We start from the raw sequence: 24,744 nt of genomic DNA on the forward strand, positions 1-24,744 counted from the left end.
AGATGTGTATAAGAGACAGATATTATATAGGATACTTATAATAAGGGCAAGTAAAAAAACAAAGCGGGAAACCGCAGGAAATAAACAGAAAAAGATTGGAGAAATTAGAAATGAGCGAGCAGGAATTCCGTACGGAAAAAGATTCAATTGGTACCAAAAATGTACCGGAAGATGTATATTATGGCGTGCAGTCATTACGTGCAGCAGAGAACTTTCATATTACAGGTTTAAATATGCATCCGGAAATTATTAACAGTCTTGCTTATATCAAAAAGGCAGCAGCAATTACAAACTGTGAAGCTGGCCTTCTGGACAAAAAAATTGCACAGGCAATTGTAAAGGCATGTGATGAAATTCTTGGAGGAAAGCTTCATGAGGATTTTATTGTAGATCCTATTCAGGGTGGAGCCGGAACCTCTTTAAATATGAATGCAAATGAGGTAATCGCAAACAGAGCCAATGAAATTCTCGGTGGCAAAAAGGGTGATTATTCTATAGTAAATCCAAACGATCATGTAAACTGCGGACAGTCTACCAATGACGTAATTCCTACTGCCGGAAAAATGACATCTCTTCGCCTTCTTAAGAATTTAAAGAAAGAGCTTATGAGGCTGCATACTGCACTGGAGAAAAAAGCAGAAGAGTTTGACGGCGTGATCAAAATGGGAAGAACACAGCTGCAGGACGCTGTTCCTATTCGTCTTGGACAGGAATTTAAAGCATACAGTGTAGCTGTACTTCGCGATATCAGACGTATGGATAAGGCAATGGATGAAATGCGGACTCTGAATATGGGTGGAACTGCAGTAGGAACCGGACTGAATGCAGACGAAGCTTATCTTCGCCGAATTGTACCGAACCTTAGTGAAATTTCCGATATGGAACTGGTACAGGCTTATGATCTTATTGATTCCACTCAGAACCTGGATCCTTTTGTGGCAGTATCGGGAGCTGTGAAGGCTTGTGCAGTGACTCTTTCCAAAATTGCCAATGACCTTCGACTTATGTCCTCTGGTCCGAGAGCCGGATTTGGGGAAATCAATCTTCCGGCGAAGCAGAATGGTTCTTCCATTATGCCGGGAAAAGTAAACCCTGTTATTCCTGAGGTAGTAAATCAGGTGGCATTTAATGTAATAGGAAACGATGTGACAATTACTATGGCTGCAGAAGCCGGACAGCTGGAATTGAATGCTTTTGAGCCGATTATCTTCTATTGTCTGTTTCAGTCTATTGATACTCTTGGATATGCAGTACAGACGTTCGTTGATAACTGTGTTACCGGAATCACAGCAAATGAGACAAGATGCCGCTATTTCGTAGAAAATAGTGTGGGAATCATTACTGCAATCTGTCCGTATGTTGGTTATCAGAAAGCAGCGGAAATAGCAAAAGAAGCAATTAAAACAGGAGAATCTGTGAAAAAGTTAATCATTGAGCAGGGCATTCTTACAGAGGAACAGATGGATGAAATCCTGGATCCGGTACAGATGACAGAACCTGGAATTTCCGGAAAAGAGCATCTGACAGATTAAAAATTTCAAATCGATTATTATGTAAAGGCAAGGTGTTATTTGACACTTTGCCTTTTTTGTCTATACACGAGAAAAACTCTGACTATCGACACCTTTGTATGACTGGATTAAAATAAGAACTATGATAGCTGTGAAGCTACTAGAGCCTTTTTCAAACATGCTCTAGACAGTTACAAACCATAAGAGAGGGGGATTCAGATGGCACACCCAATATTATCAGTGAAAATGTATGAGCTGGATAAGAAACTGGAGCAGACACATAGCCGTATTCAGTTTGCAGAAACTATGGATACAGAAAGACTGCATCAGCAGATTCAGAATCTTCGCCAGGAATGTGCAGAAAGCAGGATCACACTGGAAAACAGGCTGCATTATTCAAAGACAGGATGTGTGACAAGACTGGCAAATGTTTTTGATCAGGTGGAAGCAGCAGTGGAAAAGGTTCTGGAGTCAAGAAATCTGGATTTGAGAGCAGAAAAAAGCGAGCAGTTAAATGCAAATTTTCTTCCCAGCGCAGAGGAAAAAATTCTCACTGCGGAATATGCCCTTGATTTTGCCGTACAGGCAGTAAACCGGGCATTGCTGGTGTCCCTGGAAGCAATAGAGGCTCAGCGACTGGAAGAAGAGAAGGAGGAAAATAAATCATGAAGGAAGTAAAAACGCCAAAAAAGCCGTTGATCTACTATTATGGCATCGTGCTTTTGGTACTGATTGTTTTTAATTTGGTGGTATCTCCTATTTTGATGGAGCATCAGGTGGAAGAAACAGATTATGGTACATTTATGAGCATGATTGATGCAAAAAATATCGGTGAGGTTGAGGTAGAGGATAACCAGATCGTATTTACCGACAAAAATAATGAAAAGATTTATAAAACCGGGCTTATGAATGACCCGGAGCTTACAGACAGACTGTACAAATGCGGAGCTACCTTTGCCAAAGATATTGACCAGCAAACATCACCTATTATTAGTTTTCTGGTAACCGGAATCCTTCCTCTGCTGATTTTTATCGCTCTTGGAAACTACATGGCAAAGAAATTGATGGAGCAGGCAGGCGGCAAAAACTCAATGGCGTTTGGAATGGGAAAAAGCAACGCCAAGGTTTATGTGCAGTCCAGTGAAGGAATTCGTTTCGCAGATGTGGCAGGTGAGGATGAGGCAAAGGAAAATCTGGCTGAGATTGTAGATTATCTTCATAATCCAAAGAAATACACAGATGTAGGAGCGTCCATGCCAAAAGGAGTTCTTCTTGTAGGCCCTCCAGGAACCGGTAAAACAATGCTTGCCAAGGCTGTTGCCGGAGAAGCGAATGTGCCGTTCTTCTCCATGTCCGGTTCTGAGTTTGTGGAAATGTTTGTAGGTATGGGTGCTTCAAAGGTTCGTGATCTTTTTAAGCAGGCGAAGGAAAAAGCACCATGTATTGTATTCATTGATGAAATTGATGCCATTGGTAAAAAACGTGACGGTCAGGTTGGCGGCAATGATGAACGTGAGCAGACATTGAACCAGCTGCTGACAGAGATGGATGGCTTTGAGGGCAACAACGGTGTTATCATTCTGGCAGCAACCAACCGTCCGGAATCCCTTGACCCGGCGCTTACCCGTCCTGGCCGTTTTGATCGCCGCGTTCCGGTTGAGCTTCCGGATCTTGCAGGCCGTGAAGCAATTCTGAAGGTTCATGCAAGAAAAATCAAAGCGTCTGATGATGTGGATTTCCATACAATTGCACGTATGGCATCTGGCGCATCTGGTGCAGAGCTGGCAAATATTATTAATGAGGCAGCACTTCGGGCAGTCCGCAGTGGACGTACCATAGTTACAGAAGCAGATCTGGAAGAAAGTATTGAGGTGGTTATTGCAGGTTACCAGAAGAAAAATGCAGTGCTTTCCGATCAGGAGAAAAAAGTGGTTTCCTATCATGAGATTGGACATGCGTTGGTGGCTGCTCTTCAGAGCCATTCTGCACCTGTGCAGAAAATTACCATTATTCCACGTACCTCCGGTGCGCTTGGTTATACCATGCAGGTGGAGACTGGTGACAAATACCTGATGACAAAGAAGGAACTGGAAAACAAAATCGCTACATTTACTGGCGGACGTGCCGCTGAGGAAATTGTTTTCGGCGAGATTACGACAGGAGCTTCAAACGATATTGAACAGGCAACCAAGATCGCCCGTGCTATGATCACCCGTTACGGAATGACGGATGAGTTTGATATGGTTGCGATGGAGACGGTTACCAACCAGTATCTTGGCGGCGATGCTTCTCTTTCCTGCTCAGCAGATACGCAGAAAGAAATTGACGAAAAGGTTGTGGAGCTTGTGAAACGGGAGCATGAAAAAGCGAAGAAGATCTTGATGGATAACCGTAAGAAGCTGGATGAGCTTGCAATGTTCCTTTATGAAAAGGAAACAATTACAGGAGAGGAATTCATGGAGATTCTGAATAAAGAGGAGAGTGAGAAAAAATGAGAAGACGTTCACGTTATGGCTGGCTGGAACTCATTGAGGGAATCCTGCTGATTCTTCTTGGAATTTATACGCTGATCAATCCTGGAAATATGATTCGTGGTGTCACAGTGGTTTATGGCTTTTTGGCAGTAGTTACCGGAATTTCCGATATTGTATTTTATGCGAAAACAGACCGCTATATTGGTTTTGGTCCTACCATTTCGCTGGTTTCGGGAATCCTTAGCATTCTTGCCGGATTGATGCTTTTGATGTACCCAAATGCCGGAGAACTGATTACTATTATGCTTCTTCCGATTTGGTTTATCGCCCATTCCGTATCCAGACTGACCCATCTCCCTCTTGTTCGTCTGGCTGGAAAATTTTTCTATTATTTTACGATGATTTTGAACATTGTGGGAATCATTCTTGGCTGTCTGATGATCATCTGGCCAGTCATTGCCCTGTTTTCCATAGGCTTCATTATCGGCTTTTACCTGATCCTTTTGGGAATCGACAGTATCGTCATGGCCTGCAGCAACATGGACTCCGGATGGATGTAAAATATAATTTTCCAAAACGCAGCCTCACAGCATGTGTCTGCGTTTTTTTGACGTAAATCCAACCTGTATTTATCGGTTGACATAGCAAGTTGCCAGATGATAAAATCAACTTAGAGACAACATGAAAAATTATTAGAATATTTCGTTGAATTATTGTATTATCTGCGGAACACAATAAAGGAGACTTACATATGGCAACACTTAAGGATGTAGCAAAAGCATCTGGTCTTACGGTGGGAACCGTTTCCAGAGTATTGAACAACAGAGGATATATCAGTGACAAAACAAGGGAAAAGGTGTATCAGGTAATGAAAGACCTGAATTATCAGCCGAACGAAACAGCCCGTGCCCTGTCCAAGCAGAAGAGCAATACCATTGGAATTATTCTCCCCAATATTGAACATCCTTATTTCGCTAAGGTGTTAAGCCGATTGGAACGGGAGGCGGCGAAGCATGGATATCGCATTATGCTCTTTGTTTCCAGATATAAGGAGGAGCGGGAAGAGCAGTGCATTGAAATGTGTAAAAGCGGAAGAGTAGCAGGTGTTATTGTTTGCAGCGGCAGCTTTGAGACTGAGAAGTTTAAGGGCCTGGATTTTCCGTTGATTACCCTGGAGCGCTCTATGGATGAGGGAACCTCCGGGATTGAATGCGATAACTACCAGGGCGGAGTAATGGCAACAGAGCTTCTGATCCAAAAGGGATGCCGGAAGCTGATGTATATTGGCGGAGTGAGTGCCGGGGTAGATATACAGATGCCCGGCGATCTTCGTGAGGTTGCATTTAGGGATACGTGTAAAAGAACGAAGACTGACAATGTGGTTATAGTAACCGATAAGGGGCTTTTTGATTCCCTTGAATACTATGAATTTGTGCGGAAGGCACTTATGGAGCACCCAGATGTGGATGGCGTGTTTGCAAGCTCGGATGTAATTGGTGCACATGTGCTGCAGGCATGCAGTAATCTTGGTATTGAGGTACCGGAGCAGTTGAAAATCGTAGGCTTTGATGATGTAAATATTGCGCAGTTTACAAGTCCGGGTCTTACGACGATTCACCAGCCGGTGGAACAGATGGCAGAAATGGCTGTCTCTGCCATTGCACAGATTGATGCGGGGAAGGTGGTTCCTACCAAGACGGTATTTCCTGTGACCCTGGTTGAGCGCGGAACAACCTGATTCATGCTCCGCAGTGCTTATTTGCTGTTGGTAGAAGAATTATGAAAGTATTAAATATCAGATATTAGACTTCTATATTACGGGAAGTTTATTATCTGATATTTTTATTTTTGAGGAAAGAACGCCTTTAATGGTTTTGTAGAAAGTTAAAATGACATGCGGTTGCGATAAAAAAGATGCTAAATTTTGAAAAAAACAAAGAAAATATAAAATTAAATTTAATCCACCAAAATTAGCATGTAAAAATGCACAAAAACGGAATGATGAAATAGTATAACTCTAACAAAATGACTTTAAAACAGAAAAAATATATGACAACCGCTTGACATATTTAGACCATAATGCTATCATACAATCATCAAGAACACGTCAAAGAGAACGTAAAAAATAGGAGGAAGAAAGAAATGAAAAAACGTATTTCAATGGCAATCGCAGTGGCAACCGCAGCAGCAATGATGACAGGCGCAGCTGTACCGGTTATGGCAGATGATGTGAACATCACAATTTTCAACTCCAAAATGGAGATTCAGAGCCAGTTCGAAGAGAAGGCTGCTGAGTACACAGAAGAGACAGGAGTTGGCGTAGAGGTTTATTACAACAGTGATACAGTATCTGCACATCTGGCTACCAGATATTCTGCAAACGATCCATACACAATTTCTATGGTAGATCCGAAAGACATCTATTCACTGGCAGCAGACCATGCAATCGACTTAAGTGATCAGAGCTGGGTTAACGAGACAGATTATGCAATCGGCGTAGACGGACAGATCAATGGCTTCCCAACCTGCCTTGAGGCACGTGGACTTATTTACAACGCAGATGCAATTGAAGCAATCACAGGTGAGACCTTCAATCCGGATGACTACAAGACACTGGACTCCTTCAAAGAGCTTCTTGAGAAGCTTAAAGAAGGCGGTATGGAGACACCTACCGGAATCATGAAAGAGGACTGGTCTCTTGCAGCTCACTTCCTTGCTGAGATCTATGAAGAGCAGCCGGATGTAGAAGCATTTATCACATCCCTTCATGAAGGAACAGCTGATCTTGCAAACAATGAGAAATTCAATTCTCTTATGGATTTCTTCGATGTGATGATGGAGAACAACTACGCTAAAGATTCTGCAATTGCTGCAGAGCGTGAGACAACTGAGATGATGCTTGCAGAAGGACAGATCGCATTCCTGTTCGGGGGAAACTGGGACTGGTCTGTAATCAATGCTTATGATTACACAGAGAACATGGGAATGATGCCAGTACCACAGAACACAGATGACGGCTCCAATGAGAAGCTTGTTGGTGGAGGTTCCAAATTTATGATGATTGATTCTTCCGATGCTACAAGTGATGAGCAGCGTCAGGCAGCTAAGGATTTCCTTACATGGCTTGCTGATTCCGATGAAGGACAGAGCTTCATCGCAGAGACATGTGCACTTGTTCCGGCATTCTCCAACAATGAGAAAGAAGTTTCCGATCCACTTGGAAAATCTGTTAAGAAATATGCAGATGAAGGTGCTCTGATTCCGAACTACAACTACCTTCCGGATGATCACATCTCCATGTGCGGTGCAATCTTCCAGAAATATCTTGCAGGACAGGTTGACAGAGCAGAGTTCGCAGCTGAGCTTGAGAACTACTGGCAGAACACTACTCCTGTAGAGCACTAAAAAGCTTCATAGTTCTGTTTCAATATAGAAATATGCCACCCCCTTCAAGAGGCTGCACGCCTGTGTCATGCGGCGTGCGGTCTCTTTCCCTCTTTGAGGCTAAGCACCAAAAAAGCAGGGAAAAGGGGAAAAAGAAAAGGGAAAGGGGATCGTGATCATGGAAAGAAACACCATGAAATATAAAGTAAAACAGTATTTAATGTTTGCTGGCGTTTCCACTGTTCTGTTTTGTGCAGTTGTAATCCTTCCGTTTATTTATGGATTATATCTTACCTTCACAAGCTGGGACGGTGTTTCAAAAGAGAAACCATTTGTTGGTTTGGCAAACTATATTGCTACATTCCAGGATGCAGCTTACTGGCAGGCACTTGGCCGTACATTAATTTATTCAGTTATTGCCGTAATTCTGGTAAACGTAGTAGCATTTTTCCTTGCATACCTTCTGACCAGCGGAATCAAAGGACAGAACTTCTTCCGCGCAGGCTTCTTCGTACCAAACCTGATTGGTGGTATCGTACTTGGTTATGTCTGGAAATTCGTATTTAACCGTGCGTTTGTTGCACTTGGAAAATCTCTTTCCGTAGGAGCGCTTTCCACCTCCTGGCTGGCTACCACAAACGGTGCTATGGCCTGCTTGATCATAGTATCTGTATGGCAGTATGCCGGATATATGATGCTGATCTATGTAGCTGGATTCATGAGCGTATCCAAGAGCCTTATGGAAGCTGCACAGATTGATGGATGTACTAAGACTCAGGCAACCTTGAACGTGACGATTCCGCTTATGAGATCATCCTTCGTACAGTGTCTATTCCTTACAATCACAAGATGCTTTATGGTATACGATGTAAACCTTTCCCTGACAAAGGGTGAACCCTTCAACTCTTCAGTAATGGCAGCAATGCACGTATACAATCAGGCGTTCTCTTATAAAAATTATGGTACTGGCCAGGCAGAGGCATTGGTTCTGTTTGTTGTCTGCGCAATAGTAGGTGTTACTCAGGTTTATATTGGTAAGAAAGGGGAGGTGGCAGCATAATGGACGAAAACAAAAAAGCAGCTCAGAAAAAGAAAGTCACCCATTTTATTACAATGGCAGTGCTGGTCATCCTGTTTCTTGCCTTCATCTTCCCATTTATTATGGTTATCATCAATGCATTTAAAACCAAAGGTGATATCACAGCAGATCCGTTAGCATTGATTGGTTCTCATGGATTTATTCTGACCAACTTTACAGATGCCATGAAGAAGATGAATTTTGCTACATCCTTCACAAACTCTTTGATGATCACTACAATTTCTACAATCTTTACAATTCTGCTTTCAGCAATGACAGCGTTTGTAATTGTTCGTAACAAATGGAAAGCATGCGGACTTTTGTTTTCCTTAATGATTGCTTCTATGGTTATTCCGTTCCAGGTACTTATGATTCCTCTGGTATCCTTATACGGCGGTATCTTTGGTGTGCTGAACAGCAGAATCACCCTGATTCTTATGCACATCGGATTCTCACTTTCCATGGCAACCTTCATGTTCCACGGAGCTATTCATACCAGCATTCCTTTGGAACTGGAAGAAGCAGCACTTATTGATGGATGTACCAGATGGCAGACCTACTGGAAAATTGTATTCCCGCTTCTGAAACCAACCATCGCAACAGTAGCAATTATTGATGCAATGGCATTCTGGAATGACTACCTTCTTCCAAGCCTTGTTCTTGGACGTAAGGAGCTGTACACACTTCCAATCGCCACACAGGCATTTTATGGTACATATTCAACAGACCTTGGATTGGTAATGGCGGCCCTCCTTCTGGCAATGCTTCCGATCCTGGTATTATATCTGTTCCTGCAGCGTTACATTGTTGAGGGTGTTACCTCCGGAGCAGTCAAAGGTTAACAACGAATACACATGGGGCCCAATGATAGCGATATTTTTGGGTCCCATAACTACTATAGGGAGATAAAAATATGACAAGTCAGACTTTACGAGATGCCAGAAGATATGAAGAAGCAATGGCACAGAATATTACAGCCCAGGAGAGACCGGAATTTCATTTATCTCCAAGAGTTGGCTGGATGAATGATCCTAACGGCTTTTCTTATTATAAAGACAAATTTCATTTATTTTACCAGTATTATCCATATGATTCTCAGTGGGGCCCAATGCATTGGGGACATGCGGTAAGTGAGGACCTTCTGCACTGGGAATACCTTCCGGCAGCTATTGCTCCGGATATGCCATATGATTATGTTGGATGCTTCTCAGGAAGTGCCCTTGAGCTTCCGGATGGACAGCAGCTTTTTATGTATACCAGTGTGCGTAAAGAAGCGCAGCCGGACGGCAGTGTCCGTGATATCCAGACACAGAGCCTTGCAGTCGGAGATGGAATGGACTATGAGAAGGATGTGAGAAACCCGATTCTGACTGTGGAAGATATGCCAAAGAACAGCAGTCCTTTTGATTTTCGCGATCCTAAAATGTGGAAATGTGAGGATGGCACGTATCGCTGTGTGATGGTAAATAACAGAATGGATGGTACAGGAGGACGTATTCTTCTCTATAAGAGTGCAGATGGATATAACTGGGAATTTGAATCTGTTATGCTTTCTAATGATGGCAGCTTCGGAAAAATGTGGGAGTGCCCGGATTTCTTTACACTGGATGGAAAAGATGTGGTGCTGATAAGTCCGCAGGATATGCTTCCTAAAGGCTTTGAGTATCACAATGGAGATGGAACTCTTTGCCTTATCGGTAAATTTGATGAGGAAACCAAGACCTTTATTCCGGAAAAGGACCAGGCAGTAGACTATGGTATCGACTATTATGCAATGCAGACAGTAGAAGCACCGGACGGCAGAAGAATTATGATTGGCTGGATGCAGAACTGGGATACATGTGCGAATAATAGAATTCCAAAAGGTAAATGGTTTGGACAGATGAGTCTTCCAAGAGAGCTTTCTATTAAGGATGGCAGACTGATCCAGAAACCTGTCCGTGAATTGGAGAACCTCCGCACAAACAAAGTGGAGTACAAAAATGTTGCTTTTGAGGATGTAATCCGTCTGGACGGTGTATCCGGCAGATGTGTGGATATGGAGATCACACTTCGTCCAGGAGATGCACAGGATATTTATAAGAAATTTGCAGTTCGTTTTGCTCAGAATGAAACCTGTCATACTGCAGTAAGCTTCCGTCCTTATGAATCTATACTGAAAATTGACCGTAAATTCTCCGGTTCCAGAAGAGCAATCATTCATCAGAGAAGAAGTCTTGTGAACAGCGAGAATGGGGAATTGAAGCTTCGTCTGATCCTGGATCGCTACAGTGCAGAGATTTTTGTAAATGATGGAGAGCATGTGCTTACAGCTACCCTTTATACAGATCTGGAAGCAGATGGAATTTCCTTCTTTGCAGATGGTAAGGTGGAAATGGATGTTACCCGGTATGAACTGCGCAAATAAATCAGGAAAATGATCTGATGGCAGATATGAGGAGGAAAAGAACGTGAACCAGAGGGAAAGAAAGAAAAGAACAGTAAAAGCTGAGACTGTTGCAAAGACAGTACCAACAGCGAAAGAGATAAAAACAGAAAAAACAGTATCAGCAGTGAAGGAAAAAAAAGCAGTTAAGCCTGACACACAGGGGATTTTCGATAACCGTATGGCGAGGAAGATTGATGAGCTGCGCTGGCTGTACATGGAGCTTTATGGAAATGGCTCTATGTTTGCAGAATTATGCGGTCAGCTTCAGGCGTTTTACCAGGAGCGTACAGATACTTTGAAGAACCTGGATTTAAAACGCGAGGCAGATCCGAACTGGTACAAGAAAAATGATATGCTTGGCATGATGTTTTATATTGATAATTTTGCCGGAAACATGAAGGGTGTGGAAAGCAAAATTGATTATCTGGAAAAGAACAATGTAAACTACATTCACCTGATGCCGTTCCTTGATACACCGGAGGGCCGCTCTGATGGGGGCTATGCAGTGGCAGACTTCCGAAAGGTTCAGGAAAAGCTTGGAACAATGGAGGATCTGGAGGAGCTTACCGGTGCATGCCATGAAAAAGGCATAAGCGTATGTATGGATTTTGTTATGAATCATACCTCAGAGGATCATGAATGGGCAAAAAAAGCCCGTCAGGGTGATGGAGAATATATGAGCAGATATTTCTTCTACGACAATCCGTATATTCCGTCCCTTTATGAGAAAACCGTACCACAGGTATTTCCTACCACAGCGCCTGGTAATTTTACCTGGCTGCCGGAAATCGGACATTACGTAATGACAACCTTCTATCCGTATCAGTGGGATCTGAATTACAGAAATCCCCGTGTGTTCAATGAAATGATGTACAACTTCCTTTTCCTTGCAAATAAAGGTATTGATATTATTCGAATCGATGCGGTGCCATATATATGGAAAGAACTGAACACCCCATGCCGGAACCTTCCACAGGTACATACTATTGTGCGCATGATGCGTCTGATCAGTGAGATTGTGTGCCCGGGAATTCTGCTTTTGGGAGAGGTTGTTATGGAGCCGGAAAAGGTTGTTCCATATTTTGGAACCGTGGAGAAGCCGGAATGCCATATGCTTTATAATGTAACCACAATGGCAACTACCTGGCATACAGTTGCAACCAGAGATGTTCGTTTGCTGAAGAAGCAGCTGGACATTGTGAACAGCCTGCCTAAGGATTATGTATTTCTGAACTATCTGCGTTGTCATGATGATATTGGATGGGGGCTGGATTATGTAACTCTTAGTCAGGAGGGAATTGAAGAGCGCTCTCATAAGAAATATCTGAATGATTATTTCCAGGGCTTTGCGGGGGAGAGCAATAGCCGTGGTGTTCTTTATAATGAGGATCCGGTTACAGGAGATGCAAGATTCTGTGGAACGACAGCATCCATGTGTGGAATTGAGAAAGCTGGATTCGAGAAGAACAAAGTGGCTATGAAAAAGGCAATCCAGATGGATGTAATGCTTCATGCCTATATGTTTATGCAGTCTGGAATTCCGGTTATTTATAGCGGTGATGAGATTGGACAGGTGAATGATTATTCTTACAAATTGGATCCGCACAAAGCGCCGGATTCCCGTTACATTCACAGAGGTGTGATGAACTGGGAACTGGCGGCAAAAAGTGATAATCCAAGAACCGTAGAAGGCCAGCTGAACAGACGACTGAATCAGCTGGAGAAGATCCGCAAGAATGAAAAAGCATTTATGACAAATGCAGATACCTGGACAGTAGAGACCTGGGACAATAGCATCCTTTGTATCGGACGCTATTTTGAGGGCGAGAAAATCTACGGTTTGTTTAATTTTAGTGAATATGACAAGACAGCCTGGATTAATGAGCGTGACGGATTGTATAAGGATTTGATCACAGGTCAGGAAATGGAAGCAGCAGGGGTTAATGTACCGGCCTATGGTTTCTTCTGGCTGAAGAAAAAATAAAGCCTGAAGGGGAATTCTAAAGCTTCGTGACTTCCGGGAAGGGAATCATTGCCGGCTGCTCTTGATGATGGCTGCCGATCATCTTCTCCATCCAGACCATATTGTACCACCGTCCGAATTTGTAGGCGCATTTATGAAACTCACCTATCATGGAATAACCAAGGTGCTGGTGGAACTGAATACTGTTATGGTTTAAATATTCATCGTCTGTTTCCGGGCTGGCAATGCAGGCATTTACATTCGTAATGTTCTGGGCGGCAAGGACTTTCTCCAAAGCGGAGTAAAGTGCCTTGCCGATCCCGGATTTTTTTTCGCTTTTTTTTACATAAATGGAGGTTTCCACAGACCAGGCATAGGCAGCACGCGCATGGAGCGGACCTGCATAGGCGTAGCCTACGATTTCTGTGGAAGCGTCGCTGTTGGTGCTGGTTTCCCGCTGGGCAACCAAATAGGGATACAGCTTTAGGGTATGTACGATTCGTTCCCGAAATTCTTCGACTGACGGAACCTCATATTCAAAGGTGATTGCAGTCTGCTCTACATAAGGAGCGTAAATAGAGAGCAGTGCCTCGGCGTCATCCGGCGTGGCAGGGCGAATGGTAATCTTGGATGCAGACATGGTGAATTCCTCCTTGGGTTTGCATAAAGATTGTAAGGCTGAATATGCTAAAGCTATATGGCTTCAGCATATTTTCAGCATATTTTCCAGAGAAAACAGCTTATCTGAAGCAAGCAGATTTTCAAGAGCGTTCAGATTCAGGTCTGAATGCTCCAGTTCCCTGGAGAATCGGTAGCAGATGGAAATCTGGTCTCCCAGACAAAAAATGCGGCCGTTTTTCAGATAAGTGCCAATATCAAGCTCGTGAATCAGCAGGGTACAGATTACAGCCATTTTTATTTTGGCAAAAATTTCTTCATCATAAACTGCACCGCAGAAATAGGTGTAAATCCAGTACACAAGTAATTGCTCTTCCTGAATATTCCAGTCCGGATAGGCTTTTGAGAAATCGTCCTTGTGCTCTAAATAAGCCGGAGCAGATTTTCCGTAAAGAGCGCTTAAGGTTTCATTTAAAAAATCATGCCATCCGGGTCTTAAAACTTCCATTTCCGGAACAATCGCTTTCCACATTTTTTTAAACAGCTGCTCTGGTGTATCCTTTTGATTTATATGTTTTTTTACTTTGTCTGAAAAATCTTTTCCGAATCCGGACGCTTTATGGCGCTGGCGGATATCTTCCCACTTAAAAAGCTCATTTTTGTCCAGGCAGCGCTGGAAGTCACTGGCTGCAGCCAGTATTTTCTGAAGACGAAGCTTCATAGGGATTTGTCGGTTCTGTACAATTTCCAGAAAGAAGTCGCGGGTATCCATAAGTGCTGTAAAAAGCAGGTAATCGAAATCCTCATAGGCTTCCTCAGGTACCGGAACCTCTGCAGTTTGGAAGGTGGCTTTTTCTTTTTTTCCAAGAAGAATGCGTGCAGTCTCCGGGCAGGAAAGGGAAAGGGAATATTCCCGAAGTCCTTCAAATTCTTCAATATGCCGGGGATATTTTCGGCAGGTATCGCACAGCATTTCTTTTCCTATTTCGCTGTAAATATCACAGAGATTCTCTTCATTTAAAAATGCACAGCGTCTTTGATACTGGTGGAAAACCTGCTCCTTCCAGTCAATGTCATTGTGAAGCCGTCCCCGGAAAGGCCCCTTTACACGACGATACTTCTTCAGGCTTTTTTCATCAATGACAATTTGCCAGCCTGCACAGCAGGTATCGGGACAGACATCTGCAATGCAGGTGAATTCTTTATAATAATCGGGTCTTGTAATTTGCATGGAAATCCTCCTGTTTTTATCATTGGTATAAACAGATATGCACCGCTATTATAAAATAAGGTGTAGGATTGTGCAAGAGTATGAAAGAATTTGGATTTTTTGTGGGGAATGTTGTTGACATTAATATAGTGGACTGTTAAACTGAAAATATCTATCTGAAGCTGTTGGACGAGGCGAGGATGCCGGAAACTGATAGTATCCGGAATTATGAAATGCTGTAAAATTTGAGAATAGAACGGTGGGGGGGTAAACCACACCTGCAGAGGAATATATACATGAGTGAAATGGTAACACAGCGAAGAAAGAAGATTCTTATTGCAGATGATTCTGAGATGAATCGAGATCTTCTGGCTGCAATTCTGGAAGATGAATATGATATTGTGCAGGCTAATGATGGTGTTAAGGCGGTAGATTATCTGCAGAAGCACGCAGAAGAGCTTTCTCTGGTGCTTCTGGATCTTGTTATGCCTCAGATGGACGGCTTTGAAGTACTTGCATATATGAACAAGGAACACTGGATCGATTATATTCCGGTAATTATTATTTCGGCAGAGGATTCGCCGGCTTACATTAAGAGAGGCTATGATCTTGGAGTGACAGACTTTATTGGCAAGCCCTTTGATGGAAACATGGTTCGCCGACGTTCTGCCAATGCGATTTTGCTGGGAGCGAAGCAACGTCGAATGACAAGAATTGTAACGGACCAGATTTACGAAAGAGAGAAGAGCAGCAAGCTGATGGTTAGCATTCTCTCTCATATTGTAGAATTTCGTAATGGCGAGAGTGGACTTCATGTTCTGCACATTCAGGTGATCACAGACATGCTTCTGCGACATCTGGTACAGAAAGAGCAAAACCCTTATGCTATCAGTAAAGAGCAAATCGGGCTGATCAGTACGGCATCTGCCCTTCATGATATTGGTAAAATTACCATTCCGGATGAGATTTTGAACAAGCCGGGCAGACTGACTGCTGAAGAATTTGCTGTTATGAAGGGGCATTCTATGGCCGGAGCCAATATGCTGGATCAGCTTCCTTTTGAACAGAAGGAAGAACCTCTTGTGAAGACAGCATATGAAATCTGTCGCTGGCATCATGAGCGTTATGACGGCGGCGGTTATCCGGATGGATTAAAGGAAGATGAAATACCGATTTCTGCTCAGGCTGTTTCTCTGGCTGATGTGTATGATGCGCTTACCAGCGAACGATGCTACAAGGCGGCTTATTCCCACGAGAAAGCGATTGAGATGATTCTGGCAGGACAGTGCGGTGCATTTAATCCGCTTCTATTGGAGTGCCTGTTGGATATTTCCGGTGCCCTGAAGCGGGAGATGAGCCTGAAATCCCATTCTCATCGCTATGACGGTACAAATATGGTGAACATAGCGAATCGTTTTCATGATTTTGAACTGGAATCTTCTGAGAAAATTGTTCAGCAGTTAGAATATGAGAGACAGAGTCTTGCCTTTCTGGCAGAAAATTCTGATAATATTATCTTTACATACACTGCTTCTCCACCGATTCTGAATATGAACAAAGCCGGGACCAAAAGAAGCGGGATTACGGAGCCGATACTTTCTCCGCTGTCCAATGATGCTCTTGGCGGACTTATTGAGAAAGGTTCTCTGAATCGCCTCACAAAGAAAATCAGGGAGGCAACCAGAGAGATGCCGCATGTGGTCAGCGATATCCGTTTTCTTGATGGCAGGACTCCGGAACGTTACCGCTGTGACTGCAAGGTAATATGGGCTTCTGAAGAGAATAATGAATATACTGGCGTGGTTGGCAAGCTAACAGATATTGATGCAGATTATAGTGTTGTAAGTGATGCAAAAGACATTGCTATAAAGCATGGACGCAGTGCTGCTTTCTCTAATTTTTATGACAGGTTCAAGGCGCAGGGATTTACGGTTTCCGGAGAAGAGGCCTGGGTTCTTCTTCAGTATCTGCAGATTACCTTTGATTTGGTCCGCTATGTGAATCCGATTACCAGAAAAATGATTCATGTAGAGAAGGACGGAAGAGTATGGGAAACAGAATTTGACTGTTATGCAGTATGGAACTGTAACGAGGGCTGCAGTAATTGTATTTCAGCATCTTGTGTGCGTACGAAAGAGCGTAAGATGAAAATCGAAGCGGCAGACAATGAGGCTTTCCAGATTGTGTCTATGTATGTGGAAATTGAAGGGAAGCCGTGCTGCCTGGAACTAGTGGTTAAAATAGATGACACCTTTGTTCCTCAGGGATATTCCAAGGAAGAGGTTCTTAGTTCTGTTCGTATTCATAAAGAAAATATGTATCTTGACCGGGTGACCGGTATATATAATAAATTCTATTACACAGAGAAGCTTTGCAGAATGGAAGCTGTTGCGGCGGTTGCTATGGCAGATATAAAGGACTTTAAGAGAATTAATGAGAACTTCGGACACCAGACTGGAGATGATGTGCTTCGCAGAGTTGCCGGCGTAATTCATGATGCTGTTGGAGAAAACGGAGATGCACTGAGATATTCAGGGGACAATTTTGTGATGGTATTTTCAGATATTTCTAATGATAAATTTGAGAAAATTCTTGAAGATATCCGCAAAAATGTAGAATCCCTGGTATTTATGGAACTGCCTGGCGTGAAGCTGGAGCTTAATGTTTCAGGCGTATGCCGTCCAGGAAAGGTGGATGAGCTTCTTGATCAGGTGCGAATCTGATTTAATAGCTGTTTTGGGGCTTCATTATGTGAATAAAAAATTGCCAGAGTCATAAGATATATGACTCTGGCAATTTTTGTTATGTAAGAGGAAATTATGTCAGAATTTCATTTAGATTATGTCGTTTCTTTTAATGTATCCCGGAAGTGCCGGGTCAGAAATAACTTCTTTCACATGAAGAATCTTAGCCAGCTTGTCTACAACCTGGTTCTCTACATGTACGCCTTCTCCAATCTCTGCGCCTGCAAGTACAACGCTGTTTTTGATAACAGCACCCTTGTGGATGATGCAGCCACGACCGAGAATAGAGTTCTCAATAGTTCCCTCAACCTGGCAGCCATTGGAAACAACGGAATTGCGGATTTCTGCCGTGCCATAATAATGAGTCGGACAGGAATCGTTTGTACGTGTATAGATCGGCCACTCTGAATCAAACAGGGTCTGAGCAGTTTTGATGTTGATCAGATCCATATTTGCATCGTAGTAGCTCTGGAAATCGGTGATGGAAGCGAAGAATCCACGATGGGAAATTCCGCGGACATCCAGATCATTGTGAAGCTCATTGATAATATCTGTTAAGGTAAAGGCAGAGGAAGTGGCTCTTGCCTTCTTGATCAGATCTACTAACAGGTCCTTCTTCATGATATAGGTATCCATGAAGATATTACGGTTCTTGGCATTGCCGTGGTTTGGCTCAATGGAGAGAACACCCCTCTGTTTGTTCAGATTCAGGATATTACAGTTCAGGTAAGCTTCCTTAGCGTTGTCAACAGAATGATACAGTAAGGTGATATCTGCGCCTGAATCAATGTGCTGCCCGATCAGTGTGGAGAAATCAGCAGAGTATACCATATAATCCGGTGTAATGACAACATATTCATGATGCATTGCTTCAATGCATTCAAGGTTCTCATAGTAAGCTGCGATGTCTGTATTATAGATGTCATTTCTCTTAGCAGTATCGGAGAAAAGAATCTGCAGTCTGCCGCTCTTGGAGTTAATATTATAATGACGGCCTGTACCAATGTGTGAAACAAGTGTACGGGGCTTTTCCTGTACGTAAATCTGGATACGGTCGATGTCACTGTTGCTCAGATTGGAAATCGGGAAGTCGATAACACGATATCTGCCCAGGAAGGAGAATGCTCCGATTGGACGGTAGTCTTCAAGTCCCTCTACTCTGATGTTTTTGGATGATGAGTTTACAATTCCAAATGCCTTATACATATTATTCAGCCCCCTTTACACGTTTCGCAATAAGCTCGATGTGCTCGCTGTCTGCACTTCCTACCAGAGCACCCTTGCCTACAGTAATACCGTTGGCAACAAGAGCGCGTACTACAACAGCGCCGTCTTCCACAACAGCACCTGGCATAAGTACACTGTCAATTACTTTGGCACCGGGCCTTACCTTTGCGCCGGTAAAGATAACAGAATTGGTAACTTCACCCTCAATGATACAGCCCTGGGTTATGTATGCATTCTGAATCTTGGCTTCTGTACCGATATACTGCGGAAGTGCAGTTACATCCTCTGTATAGATAGTCCATGTACGGTCACTTAAGTCAAGCTCGTTATCAGGGCTGAGAAGATCCATGTTTGCTTCCCAGAGGGAATCAATGGTTCCAACATCCTTCCAGTAGCCCTTGAAGCGGTAAGCAAAAAGTCTCTTGCCATCGTTAAGAAGGGTAGGGATAATATCCTTACCAAAGTCATGACTGGACTCCGGATTCTTCATATCTGCAAGGAGAAGCTTGCGAAGGAGCTTCCAGTTAAAGATGTAAATACCCATAGAAGCAAGATTGCTCTGTGGTACAGGTGGTTTCTCAACAAATTCTGTGATACGGTCTGTCTCGCCGTCAGTATTCATAATACCGAAACGGCTGGCTTCTTTAAGAGGAACTTCAATAACTGCAATTGTAGCATCTGCCTGTCTCTCTTTGTGATAAGCAAGCATCTTGTCATAGTTCATTTTATAAATATGGTCGCCGGAGAGAACAAGAAGATACTCTGGAGCGTATTGATCTATAAAATCAATATTCTGGGAAATCGCGTCGGCTGTTCCGCGGTATACGTCAAGTCCGGCATCTGCTTTCTCACGAGGCGGAAGTACATATACGCCGCTGTCCTTGGAATCCAGTCCCCAACGTCTGCCTGCTGCAACATAGCTGTTCAGTTCTACTGACTCATACTGGGTCAGTACGCCGACTACATCAATGCCGCTGTTGGCGCAGTTACTGAGGGGAAAGTCAACGATACGGTATTTCCCGCCATAGGAAACTGCCGGTTTAGCCACTTTGTTGGTAAGATCGTGAAGACGGCTGCCACGGCCGCCAGCCAGAATCATTGCTAACATACTGTTCTGTTTCATGGTGAACCCTCACTTTCATTTCTTTGAGATATATTATACAATCTTTACACAAAAAATTCAATTTTTTTGTGCAAAAAAACCGTAAAAATCAGATGAAATTTAGCTGAATTTTCATTGGTAATTCTGTAAACTTTTCACAGCATCTATATCTTCTGAGGTTACTTTCATGTTGGAAGTAAAGGTTTTGCCGTCAGGAGAGGTGATTTGTACTTCGATTATAGTTCCTTCCGGGATTCCGGCTTGCTGTACAGCTGAAAGAAACTGAGGAAATTTGGGATGTCGTTTGGTAAAGGCATTCCAGAGATTTTTTAGTTCCAGTAATTTCATTGGGTTGATTGCCATATTTTGTTCCTCCTATCGGGGCTGATTAAGTGTTTATTGTTTCGAGCTAAGAATGTGATCCGATACAAAACAGTATATCAGAAAAAAATCATACTGCAAATACTCAGGGGGAAATTACCACGAATATTTTGGAACTGAACTAACATTCTGGAGCAAATGGAAAAAGAATTTGAGAAATACAACGATCATCCGGTTGAAATGTGAAAAAATGTAAAAACAGAAGGAATTTCAGGTAAAATCATGCCTTGTCCCGGAGTATTATTTCATTTATAATTATAACTATAAGGTTTTATAAAAAACAACAGAAAAGGATATATTATGAACGTATTTGATATTTTAGGTCCTGTTATGATTGGTCCTTCCAGCTCACACACAGCAGGGGCAGCCAGAATTGGTCTTGTGACCAGGGCTCTGCTTGGGAAAACTCCGGTGAAGGCGCATATCTTTTTGCACGGTTCCTTTGCGAAAACCTATAAAGGACACGGAACGGATAAGGCACTGGTGGCAGGAATCCTGGGGATGCAGACCGATGACGAGCGCATTCGTTTTTCCCTGGATGTAGCGAAGCGGGAAGGCCTGGAAATTCAGATTGAAACCGGAGAACTGGAAGATGCCCACCCCAATACGGCGGAAATCACCCTGACAGCCGAAGACGGGGAAAAGGTGTCTTTGCGGGGCAGCAGTATCGGCGGAGGTAATATTCTGATCACCCGAGTGAATGGAATGGAGGTTTCCCTTACCGGGCAGAATCCGGCGCTGATCGTTCTTCATAAAGATGCGCCTGGAACCATTGCGGCCGTGACCGAGATCATGGCGGAATATGGTGCCAATATCTGCAGTTTCCATCTGGCGCGGGAAGCCAAGGGAGGTCTGGCAGTCATGACCATCGAGAGCGACAGTTGCTTAGGCCCGGACTTAAATGAGAAGATCAATCAGCTGGAAAATATTTATTCCAGTACTTTGCTTGAGCGCGTTTAAATAATCATTTCTGCAATCTGTATGGTTTGTTTTGTAGCATATTTTGCAGAAGGTTTAAGCGGAATCGTATGAAAAGGAGACCCTTATCGTGGAATTAAACTACCATTCAATAGAAGCCCTGTTAAATGCAGCTAAAGAAAATAACTGCCGCCTGTCCCAGTTGGTCCTTACTCAGCAGGCAGAGCAGATGGAGCTGCCGGAGCAGGAAATATATGAAAAAATGCGGCAGAATTATCAGGTTATGGCATCCTGCATCCAGCCAGGAAGCGCCCCGGACCTGAAAAGTACCAGCGGACTTACCGGCGGCGATGCCTACCGCATGCGTACTGCCGTAGAACAGGGGAAAAACCTGACCGGCCCTCTTCTTGGCGGCGCTCTCTACCGTGCCCTTGCAGTATCGGAATTAAATGCTTCCATGGGAAGAATCGTGGCGGCGCCTACAGCCGGAAGCTGCGGAATCGTGCCGGCAGCAGTGCTGACCATGCAGGAGCAGTACAAGCTTACAGAGAGGGAATGCGTCATGTCCCTTTTTACTGCATCCGCAGTGGGAATGGTAATCGCCAATAATGCTTCCCTTGCAGGAGCCCAGGGCGGCTGCCAGGCAGAGTGCGGCTCTGCTTCCGCTATGGCGGCAGCTGCAATCGTGGAACTGGCTGGCGGTGCCCCGGACATGATCGGTTCTGCAATTGCCACAGCGCTGAAAAATATTCTGGGCCTTGTATGTGACCCGGTAGCAGGCCTTGTGGAAATTCCCTGCATCAAGCGAAACGCCTCCGGAGTGGCTGGCGCTTTCGTGGCAGCTGAGCTTGCCCTTGCAGGAATCCGAAGTGCCATTCCGGCAGATGAAGTAATCTGGTCTATGAAAAAGGTGGGAGATGTTATGCCTGCCGCCCTGAAGGAAACTGCCGAAGGCGGCCTTGCCGCCACCCCAACCGGAAAAATGCTGCACGGGCAGGTATTTGGGGAGTAAAACCGGGAAAGCACACAGGGAAATATTGCAAAATGTTAAAAAACTGTTCCAAAAATTACAAAAATATGTTATCCTTTATTCATAAAATTTTTACAGGGTGACGGAAATGAGAAAGAATTCGAAAGAAAATACGAAGGAACAGGAAATCCCATATTCGTATCTGATAGATAATATAAAGATATTGCTGATATTTCTTGTTGTTTTTAACCATATTATAGCGTTCCAGCTGGTGAAAGAGGACGAAGTCGTCCGCTTCATCTGGTACGGAATCACCATATTCCACATGCCGGCTTTTATTTTTGTTTCCGGATATCTTTCCAAGAAGCCGCAGGACGTATTAAAGAACGTGAAGAACCTGCTGATTCCCTATATTCTGGGCTACACGCTCACATGGGCGTCACAGATCTGGCTGGGAAACCGCATGGATTTCGAGCTGCTCAGACCATCCGGAACCGTTATGTGGTATGTGCTGGCGCTGTTTGCCTACCGCCTCACCATTGAGGCATTTGGCAGAATCCGTTTTATTGTGCCTCTCAGCATTGTTTTTGCACTGTGGGCAGGAACCAGGGCAGAGTTCAGTACCTTTTTATCAGCGTCCCGAATCGTAGTATTTTTCCCGTTCTTTGCAGCGGGCTATTTGTGGAAAAGTGAATACACCAGGGCAATCCGTAAGTTTAAAGGCAAGATCGTAATACCGCTGTTTGCCTTTATCCTTCTGTTTGTTGCCACCAATTACATGATCGGCAACAATATTCCGGTAGCCATTTTCCGTGGAAATCATTCCTATCTGGGAAGCGGCATGGACGATGTGGAAGGAATGGTAGTAAGGGGAATGATGTACCTGATTTCCTTTATTATTATTTTTGCACTGCTGGTACTGATGCCAGACAAACGCCATCCTTTCATTTTCCTTGGAAGAAACACAATGGGAATCTATTTCTTCCACTATCCGATCATGATCGTGATGAACGGGCTTCTGCTCCTGAATATTCCGCAGTTGCTGAATGTGTGGGCTTTACTTGGCGTCTCCTTGATATTTGTGCTGGTTCTGGGATGTCCGCCAGTGAACTGGCTGTATAATAATGTGCTCAGCCTGCTTACCTTCCTTATTTTCAAAAGAGAAAAGAAAGAAGAGGAGGACGAAGAAGTACTGGAAGATGAGTACGACAACAAAAATCAGGAAGATAAATTTGCAAAGCTTGCAGAACGGCGAATGGCAATTGATGAGCTTGCCGCCATGCTGGACGCAGAAGACAGTGAAGAACATAAAGAGTATGAGCAACATGAATTGTATGAAGAGCATGGAGAACATGAAGAAGGACAGTCCTGACGGATTGTCTTTCTTTGACAGGAGAGAATATTATGAAGCGAGTGATCACTTATGGAACCTTTGATCTGTTTCACGAGGGCCATTATAATATTTTAAAAAGAGCCAAAGCGCTGGGCGATTATCTGATCGTGGGTGTAACCAGCGAGAGTTATGACATTGAGCGCGGCAAGCTGAATGTGCGCGACAGTCTTCTGAAAAGAATTGAAAACGTGCGGCGCACCGGTTTTGCAGACGAGATTATCATAGAAGAGTATCAGGGACAGAAGCTCAGTGATATTATTAAGTACAAGGTGGATCTGCTTGTGCTCGGCTCTGACTGGCGGGGCAAATTTGATTACCTCAAGGATTACTGCGATGTGAAGTATCTGGAGCGGACCAAGAACATTTCCAGCACCGAGCTTCGGGGCGAAGGAAGCACCTACACGGTAGGCGTGGTTACAGATGACGATGAGGACAGTGGTATTGTATGGGAGACGAAATATGTCAGCGGTCTTCATGTAGAATGTGTTTTTTCCGAGAATGAAGATGCGGCCAGGTCCTTCTGCGACAAATACGAACTGGATTCCTACTACTGTGTGGAAGCCCAGACCAGCGAATGGGAGCCAGGCTTTGACTGCTTTTTGTCTCAGGTAGATATTGTATATATTAAGACAGAGCAGGCGAAGCGGGAGCTTTATATCAGGAAAGCTTTGGAGAGCGGAAAGCATGTGATCAGCGATGCTCCTATGACTGGGAACAAGGAGAAGCTGAAGGAGCTTTTCGCCCTTGCTGCGAAGAACAAGGTGCTGCTGGTTGAGAAGATTACGCTGGTTTATCTGCGTGCCTTTAATCAGCTGGTATGGCAGACCCACAGTGCTCTTGTGGGTGAGATCGTAAGTGTGAAATGTTCTATTTCCCAGGATCACTTTGAAGGCGGCAGAAGCTTTTCGGAGACGGCGGTGCAGCCATTGTGTGCGATCATCAAGATCCTTGGGAAAAATTATCTGGAAGTAAAATCCAATGTGGTGAAGGATAAAGCGGGAAAATGTATTTATGATATGATCACCATGCGGTATCCAGATGCCCTTGCCACCATTGAAATCGGTACCACAGTAGATGTGGAGGATGAGTTTGTGGTGATCGGTACCAAAGGCCGTGTGACCATTCCCAATGACTGGTGGAACACCGGATATTTCGAAGCGAAGATCGATGACAGCAAGGGACTGAAACGATACTGCTTTAACTTTGAGGGCAACGGGCTTCGGTACCTTCTGCAGGAACTGCTGATTATGATTAGTGACGAGAGAACAGAATGCACCCGTCTTTTCAATGAGGAATCTGAGACGCTGGCGGACATTCTGGAAATAATAAATCAGAGGGGATAA

General features: G+C 43.8%; 20 protein-coding genes. 15 read left to right on the forward strand and 5 right to left on the reverse strand.

Going from position 1 to position 24,744, the window contains the following annotated elements; all coding sequences use genetic code 11:
- The first annotated feature begins 110 nt into the window (after positions 1-110).
- The 10 genes from H8S54_RS02345 (at position 111) to H8S54_RS02390 (ending at position 12,859) form a co-directional block, all read left to right on the forward strand.
- On the forward strand, positions 111-1,532 hold the full coding sequence (locus H8S54_RS02345) for an aspartate ammonia-lyase (protein ID WP_021925615.1): 1,422 nt from the start codon (positions 111-113) through the stop codon (positions 1,530-1,532).
- A gap of 198 nt (positions 1,533-1,730) precedes the next feature.
- On the forward strand, positions 1,731-2,180 hold the full coding sequence (locus H8S54_RS02350) for a hypothetical protein (RefSeq protein WP_117852901.1): 450 nt from the start codon (positions 1,731-1,733) through the stop codon (positions 2,178-2,180).
- Positions 2,177-4,006, forward strand: a complete 1,830-nt coding sequence (gene ftsH, locus H8S54_RS02355; protein ID WP_021925617.1) for an ATP-dependent zinc metalloprotease FtsH — start codon at positions 2,177-2,179, stop codon at positions 4,004-4,006. Before H8S54_RS02350 ends, ftsH begins: the two co-directional genes overlap by 4 nt.
- Positions 4,003-4,545 carry an HdeD family acid-resistance protein gene (locus H8S54_RS02360; RefSeq protein ID WP_021925618.1) on the forward strand — a complete coding sequence of 181 codons (543 nt, stop codon included), beginning with the start codon at positions 4,003-4,005 and terminating at the stop codon, positions 4,543-4,545. The genes ftsH and H8S54_RS02360 overlap by 4 nt, the downstream gene beginning before the upstream one ends.
- 191 nt (positions 4,546-4,736) lie before the next feature.
- Positions 4,737-5,723 (forward strand): LacI family DNA-binding transcriptional regulator, encoded by a 987-nt coding sequence (locus tag H8S54_RS02365; RefSeq protein ID WP_021925619.1) that lies wholly within the window; start codon positions 4,737-4,739, stop codon positions 5,721-5,723.
- 404 nt (positions 5,724-6,127) lie between these two features.
- Positions 6,128-7,390 (forward strand): ABC transporter substrate-binding protein, encoded by a 1,263-nt coding sequence (locus tag H8S54_RS02370; protein ID WP_117852903.1) that lies wholly within the window; start codon positions 6,128-6,130, stop codon positions 7,388-7,390.
- A gap of 157 nt (positions 7,391-7,547) precedes the next feature.
- The gene (locus tag H8S54_RS02375; protein WP_021925621.1) at positions 7,548-8,429 is read left to right on the forward strand and encodes a carbohydrate ABC transporter permease; all 882 of its coding nucleotides are present in this window, start codon (positions 7,548-7,550) and stop codon (positions 8,427-8,429) included.
- Positions 8,429-9,289: a carbohydrate ABC transporter permease gene (locus H8S54_RS02380; RefSeq protein ID WP_021925622.1), complete on the forward strand. Its 861-nt coding sequence runs from the start codon at positions 8,429-8,431 to the stop codon at positions 9,287-9,289. Before H8S54_RS02375 ends, H8S54_RS02380 begins: the two co-directional genes overlap by 1 nt.
- Positions 9,290-9,360: 71 nt before the next feature.
- Entirely contained in the window at positions 9,361-10,854 is a 1,494-nt protein-coding gene (locus tag H8S54_RS02385; protein WP_021925623.1) for a glycoside hydrolase family 32 protein, read from the forward strand.
- Between the two features lie 199 nt (positions 10,855-11,053).
- The gene (locus H8S54_RS02390; protein ID WP_186900846.1) at positions 11,054-12,859 is read left to right on the forward strand and encodes an amylosucrase; all 1,806 of its coding nucleotides are present in this window, start codon (positions 11,054-11,056) and stop codon (positions 12,857-12,859) included.
- Between the two features lie 16 nt (positions 12,860-12,875).
- Here the strand turns inward: H8S54_RS02390 and H8S54_RS02395 are convergent, their stop codons facing one another.
- The gene (locus H8S54_RS02395) at positions 12,876-13,478 is read right to left on the reverse strand and encodes a GNAT family N-acetyltransferase (RefSeq protein ID WP_186900820.1); all 603 of its coding nucleotides are present in this window, start codon (positions 13,476-13,478) and stop codon (positions 12,876-12,878) included.
- A 63-nt stretch (positions 13,479-13,541) separates the two neighbouring features.
- On the reverse strand, positions 13,542-14,687 hold the full coding sequence (fliB, locus tag H8S54_RS02400; RefSeq protein ID WP_186900821.1) for a flagellin lysine-N-methylase: 1,146 nt from the start codon (positions 14,685-14,687) through the stop codon (positions 13,542-13,544).
- A gap of 275 nt (positions 14,688-14,962) precedes the next feature.
- Here fliB and H8S54_RS02405 point away from each other — a divergent pair, with 275 nt between their 5' ends.
- A complete protein-coding gene (locus H8S54_RS02405; protein ID WP_186900822.1) occupies positions 14,963-17,389 on the forward strand; it encodes an HD domain-containing phosphohydrolase in 2,427 nt (808 codons plus the stop codon).
- Between the two features lie 111 nt (positions 17,390-17,500).
- Here the strand turns inward: H8S54_RS02405 and glgD are convergent, their stop codons facing one another.
- The 3 genes from glgD to H8S54_RS02420 form a co-directional block, all read right to left on the reverse strand.
- Positions 17,501-18,616, reverse strand: a complete 1,116-nt coding sequence (gene glgD, locus H8S54_RS02410; RefSeq protein ID WP_186900823.1) for a glucose-1-phosphate adenylyltransferase subunit GlgD — start codon at positions 18,614-18,616, stop codon at positions 17,501-17,503.
- 1 nt (position 18,617) lies between these two features.
- Positions 18,618-19,760 (reverse strand): glucose-1-phosphate adenylyltransferase, encoded by a 1,143-nt coding sequence (locus H8S54_RS02415; RefSeq protein WP_186900824.1) that lies wholly within the window; start codon positions 19,758-19,760, stop codon positions 18,618-18,620.
- Between the two features lie 111 nt (positions 19,761-19,871).
- Complete coding sequence (locus H8S54_RS02420) at positions 19,872-20,102, reverse strand: hypothetical protein (protein ID WP_021925630.1); 231 nt, start codon at positions 20,100-20,102, stop codon at positions 19,872-19,874.
- A 318-nt stretch (positions 20,103-20,420) separates the two neighbouring features.
- On the opposite strand from H8S54_RS02420, the gene sdaAB reads away from it, so the two are divergent.
- The 4 genes from sdaAB (at position 20,421) to H8S54_RS02440 (ending at position 24,744) form a co-directional block, all read left to right on the forward strand.
- Positions 20,421-21,080, forward strand: coding sequence for an L-serine ammonia-lyase, iron-sulfur-dependent subunit beta (gene sdaAB, locus H8S54_RS02425; RefSeq protein WP_117852923.1), 660 nt, complete (start codon positions 20,421-20,423; stop codon positions 21,078-21,080).
- A gap of 88 nt (positions 21,081-21,168) precedes the next feature.
- Positions 21,169-22,050, forward strand: a complete 882-nt coding sequence (sdaAA, locus tag H8S54_RS02430) for an L-serine ammonia-lyase, iron-sulfur-dependent, subunit alpha (RefSeq protein WP_021925632.1) — start codon at positions 21,169-21,171, stop codon at positions 22,048-22,050.
- Between the two features lie 106 nt (positions 22,051-22,156).
- On the forward strand, positions 22,157-23,380 hold the full coding sequence (locus H8S54_RS02435; protein ID WP_186900825.1) for an acyltransferase family protein: 1,224 nt from the start codon (positions 22,157-22,159) through the stop codon (positions 23,378-23,380).
- 32 nt (positions 23,381-23,412) lie between these two features.
- Positions 23,413-24,744, forward strand: a complete 1,332-nt coding sequence (locus tag H8S54_RS02440; protein ID WP_186900826.1) for an adenylyltransferase/cytidyltransferase family protein — start codon at positions 23,413-23,415, stop codon at positions 24,742-24,744.

It is taken from the genome of Blautia segnis, assembly GCF_014287535.1.
GTDB lineage: Bacteria > Bacillota > Clostridia > Lachnospirales > Lachnospiraceae > Blautia_A > Blautia_A acetigignens.

Excerpts from the sequence above, each read along its gene's own strand:
- H8S54_RS02365 (WP_021925619.1), top strand. The coding sequence starts at position 4,737 with ATGGCAACACTTAAGGATGTAGCAAAAGCATCTGGTCTTACGGTGGGA.
- H8S54_RS02375 (WP_021925621.1), top strand. The coding sequence starts at position 7,548 with ATGGAAAGAAACACCATGAAATATAAAGTAAAACAGTATTTAATGTTT.
- H8S54_RS02440 (WP_186900826.1), top strand. The coding sequence starts at position 23,413 with ATGAAGCGAGTGATCACTTATGGAACCTTTGATCTGTTTCACGAGGGC.
- H8S54_RS02350 (WP_117852901.1), top strand. The coding sequence starts at position 1,731 with ATGGCACACCCAATATTATCAGTGAAAATGTATGAGCTGGATAAGAAA.
- H8S54_RS02385 (WP_021925623.1), top strand. The coding sequence starts at position 9,361 with ATGACAAGTCAGACTTTACGAGATGCCAGAAGATATGAAGAAGCAATG.
- ftsH (WP_021925617.1), top strand. The coding sequence starts at position 2,177 with ATGAAGGAAGTAAAAACGCCAAAAAAGCCGTTGATCTACTATTATGGC.
- H8S54_RS02345 (WP_021925615.1), top strand. The coding sequence starts at position 111 with ATGAGCGAGCAGGAATTCCGTACGGAAAAAGATTCAATTGGTACCAAA.
- H8S54_RS02415 (WP_186900824.1), bottom strand. The coding sequence starts at position 19,760 with ATGAAACAGAACAGTATGTTAGCAATGATTCTGGCTGGCGGCCGTGGC.
- H8S54_RS02380 (WP_021925622.1), top strand. The coding sequence starts at position 8,429 with ATGGACGAAAACAAAAAAGCAGCTCAGAAAAAGAAAGTCACCCATTTT.
- glgD (WP_186900823.1), bottom strand. The coding sequence starts at position 18,616 with ATGTATAAGGCATTTGGAATTGTAAACTCATCATCCAAAAACATCAGA.
- H8S54_RS02420 (WP_021925630.1), bottom strand. The coding sequence starts at position 20,102 with ATGGCAATCAACCCAATGAAATTACTGGAACTAAAAAATCTCTGGAAT.
- H8S54_RS02370 (WP_117852903.1), top strand. The coding sequence starts at position 6,128 with ATGAAAAAACGTATTTCAATGGCAATCGCAGTGGCAACCGCAGCAGCA.
- H8S54_RS02390 (WP_186900846.1), top strand. The coding sequence starts at position 11,054 with ATGGCGAGGAAGATTGATGAGCTGCGCTGGCTGTACATGGAGCTTTAT.
- fliB (WP_186900821.1), bottom strand. The coding sequence starts at position 14,687 with ATGCAAATTACAAGACCCGATTATTATAAAGAATTCACCTGCATTGCA.
- H8S54_RS02405 (WP_186900822.1), top strand. The coding sequence starts at position 14,963 with ATGAGTGAAATGGTAACACAGCGAAGAAAGAAGATTCTTATTGCAGAT.
- H8S54_RS02360 (WP_021925618.1), top strand. The coding sequence starts at position 4,003 with ATGAGAAGACGTTCACGTTATGGCTGGCTGGAACTCATTGAGGGAATC.
- sdaAB (WP_117852923.1), top strand. The coding sequence starts at position 20,421 with ATGAACGTATTTGATATTTTAGGTCCTGTTATGATTGGTCCTTCCAGC.
- H8S54_RS02395 (WP_186900820.1), bottom strand. The coding sequence starts at position 13,478 with ATGTCTGCATCCAAGATTACCATTCGCCCTGCCACGCCGGATGACGCC.
- H8S54_RS02435 (WP_186900825.1), top strand. The coding sequence starts at position 22,157 with ATGAGAAAGAATTCGAAAGAAAATACGAAGGAACAGGAAATCCCATAT.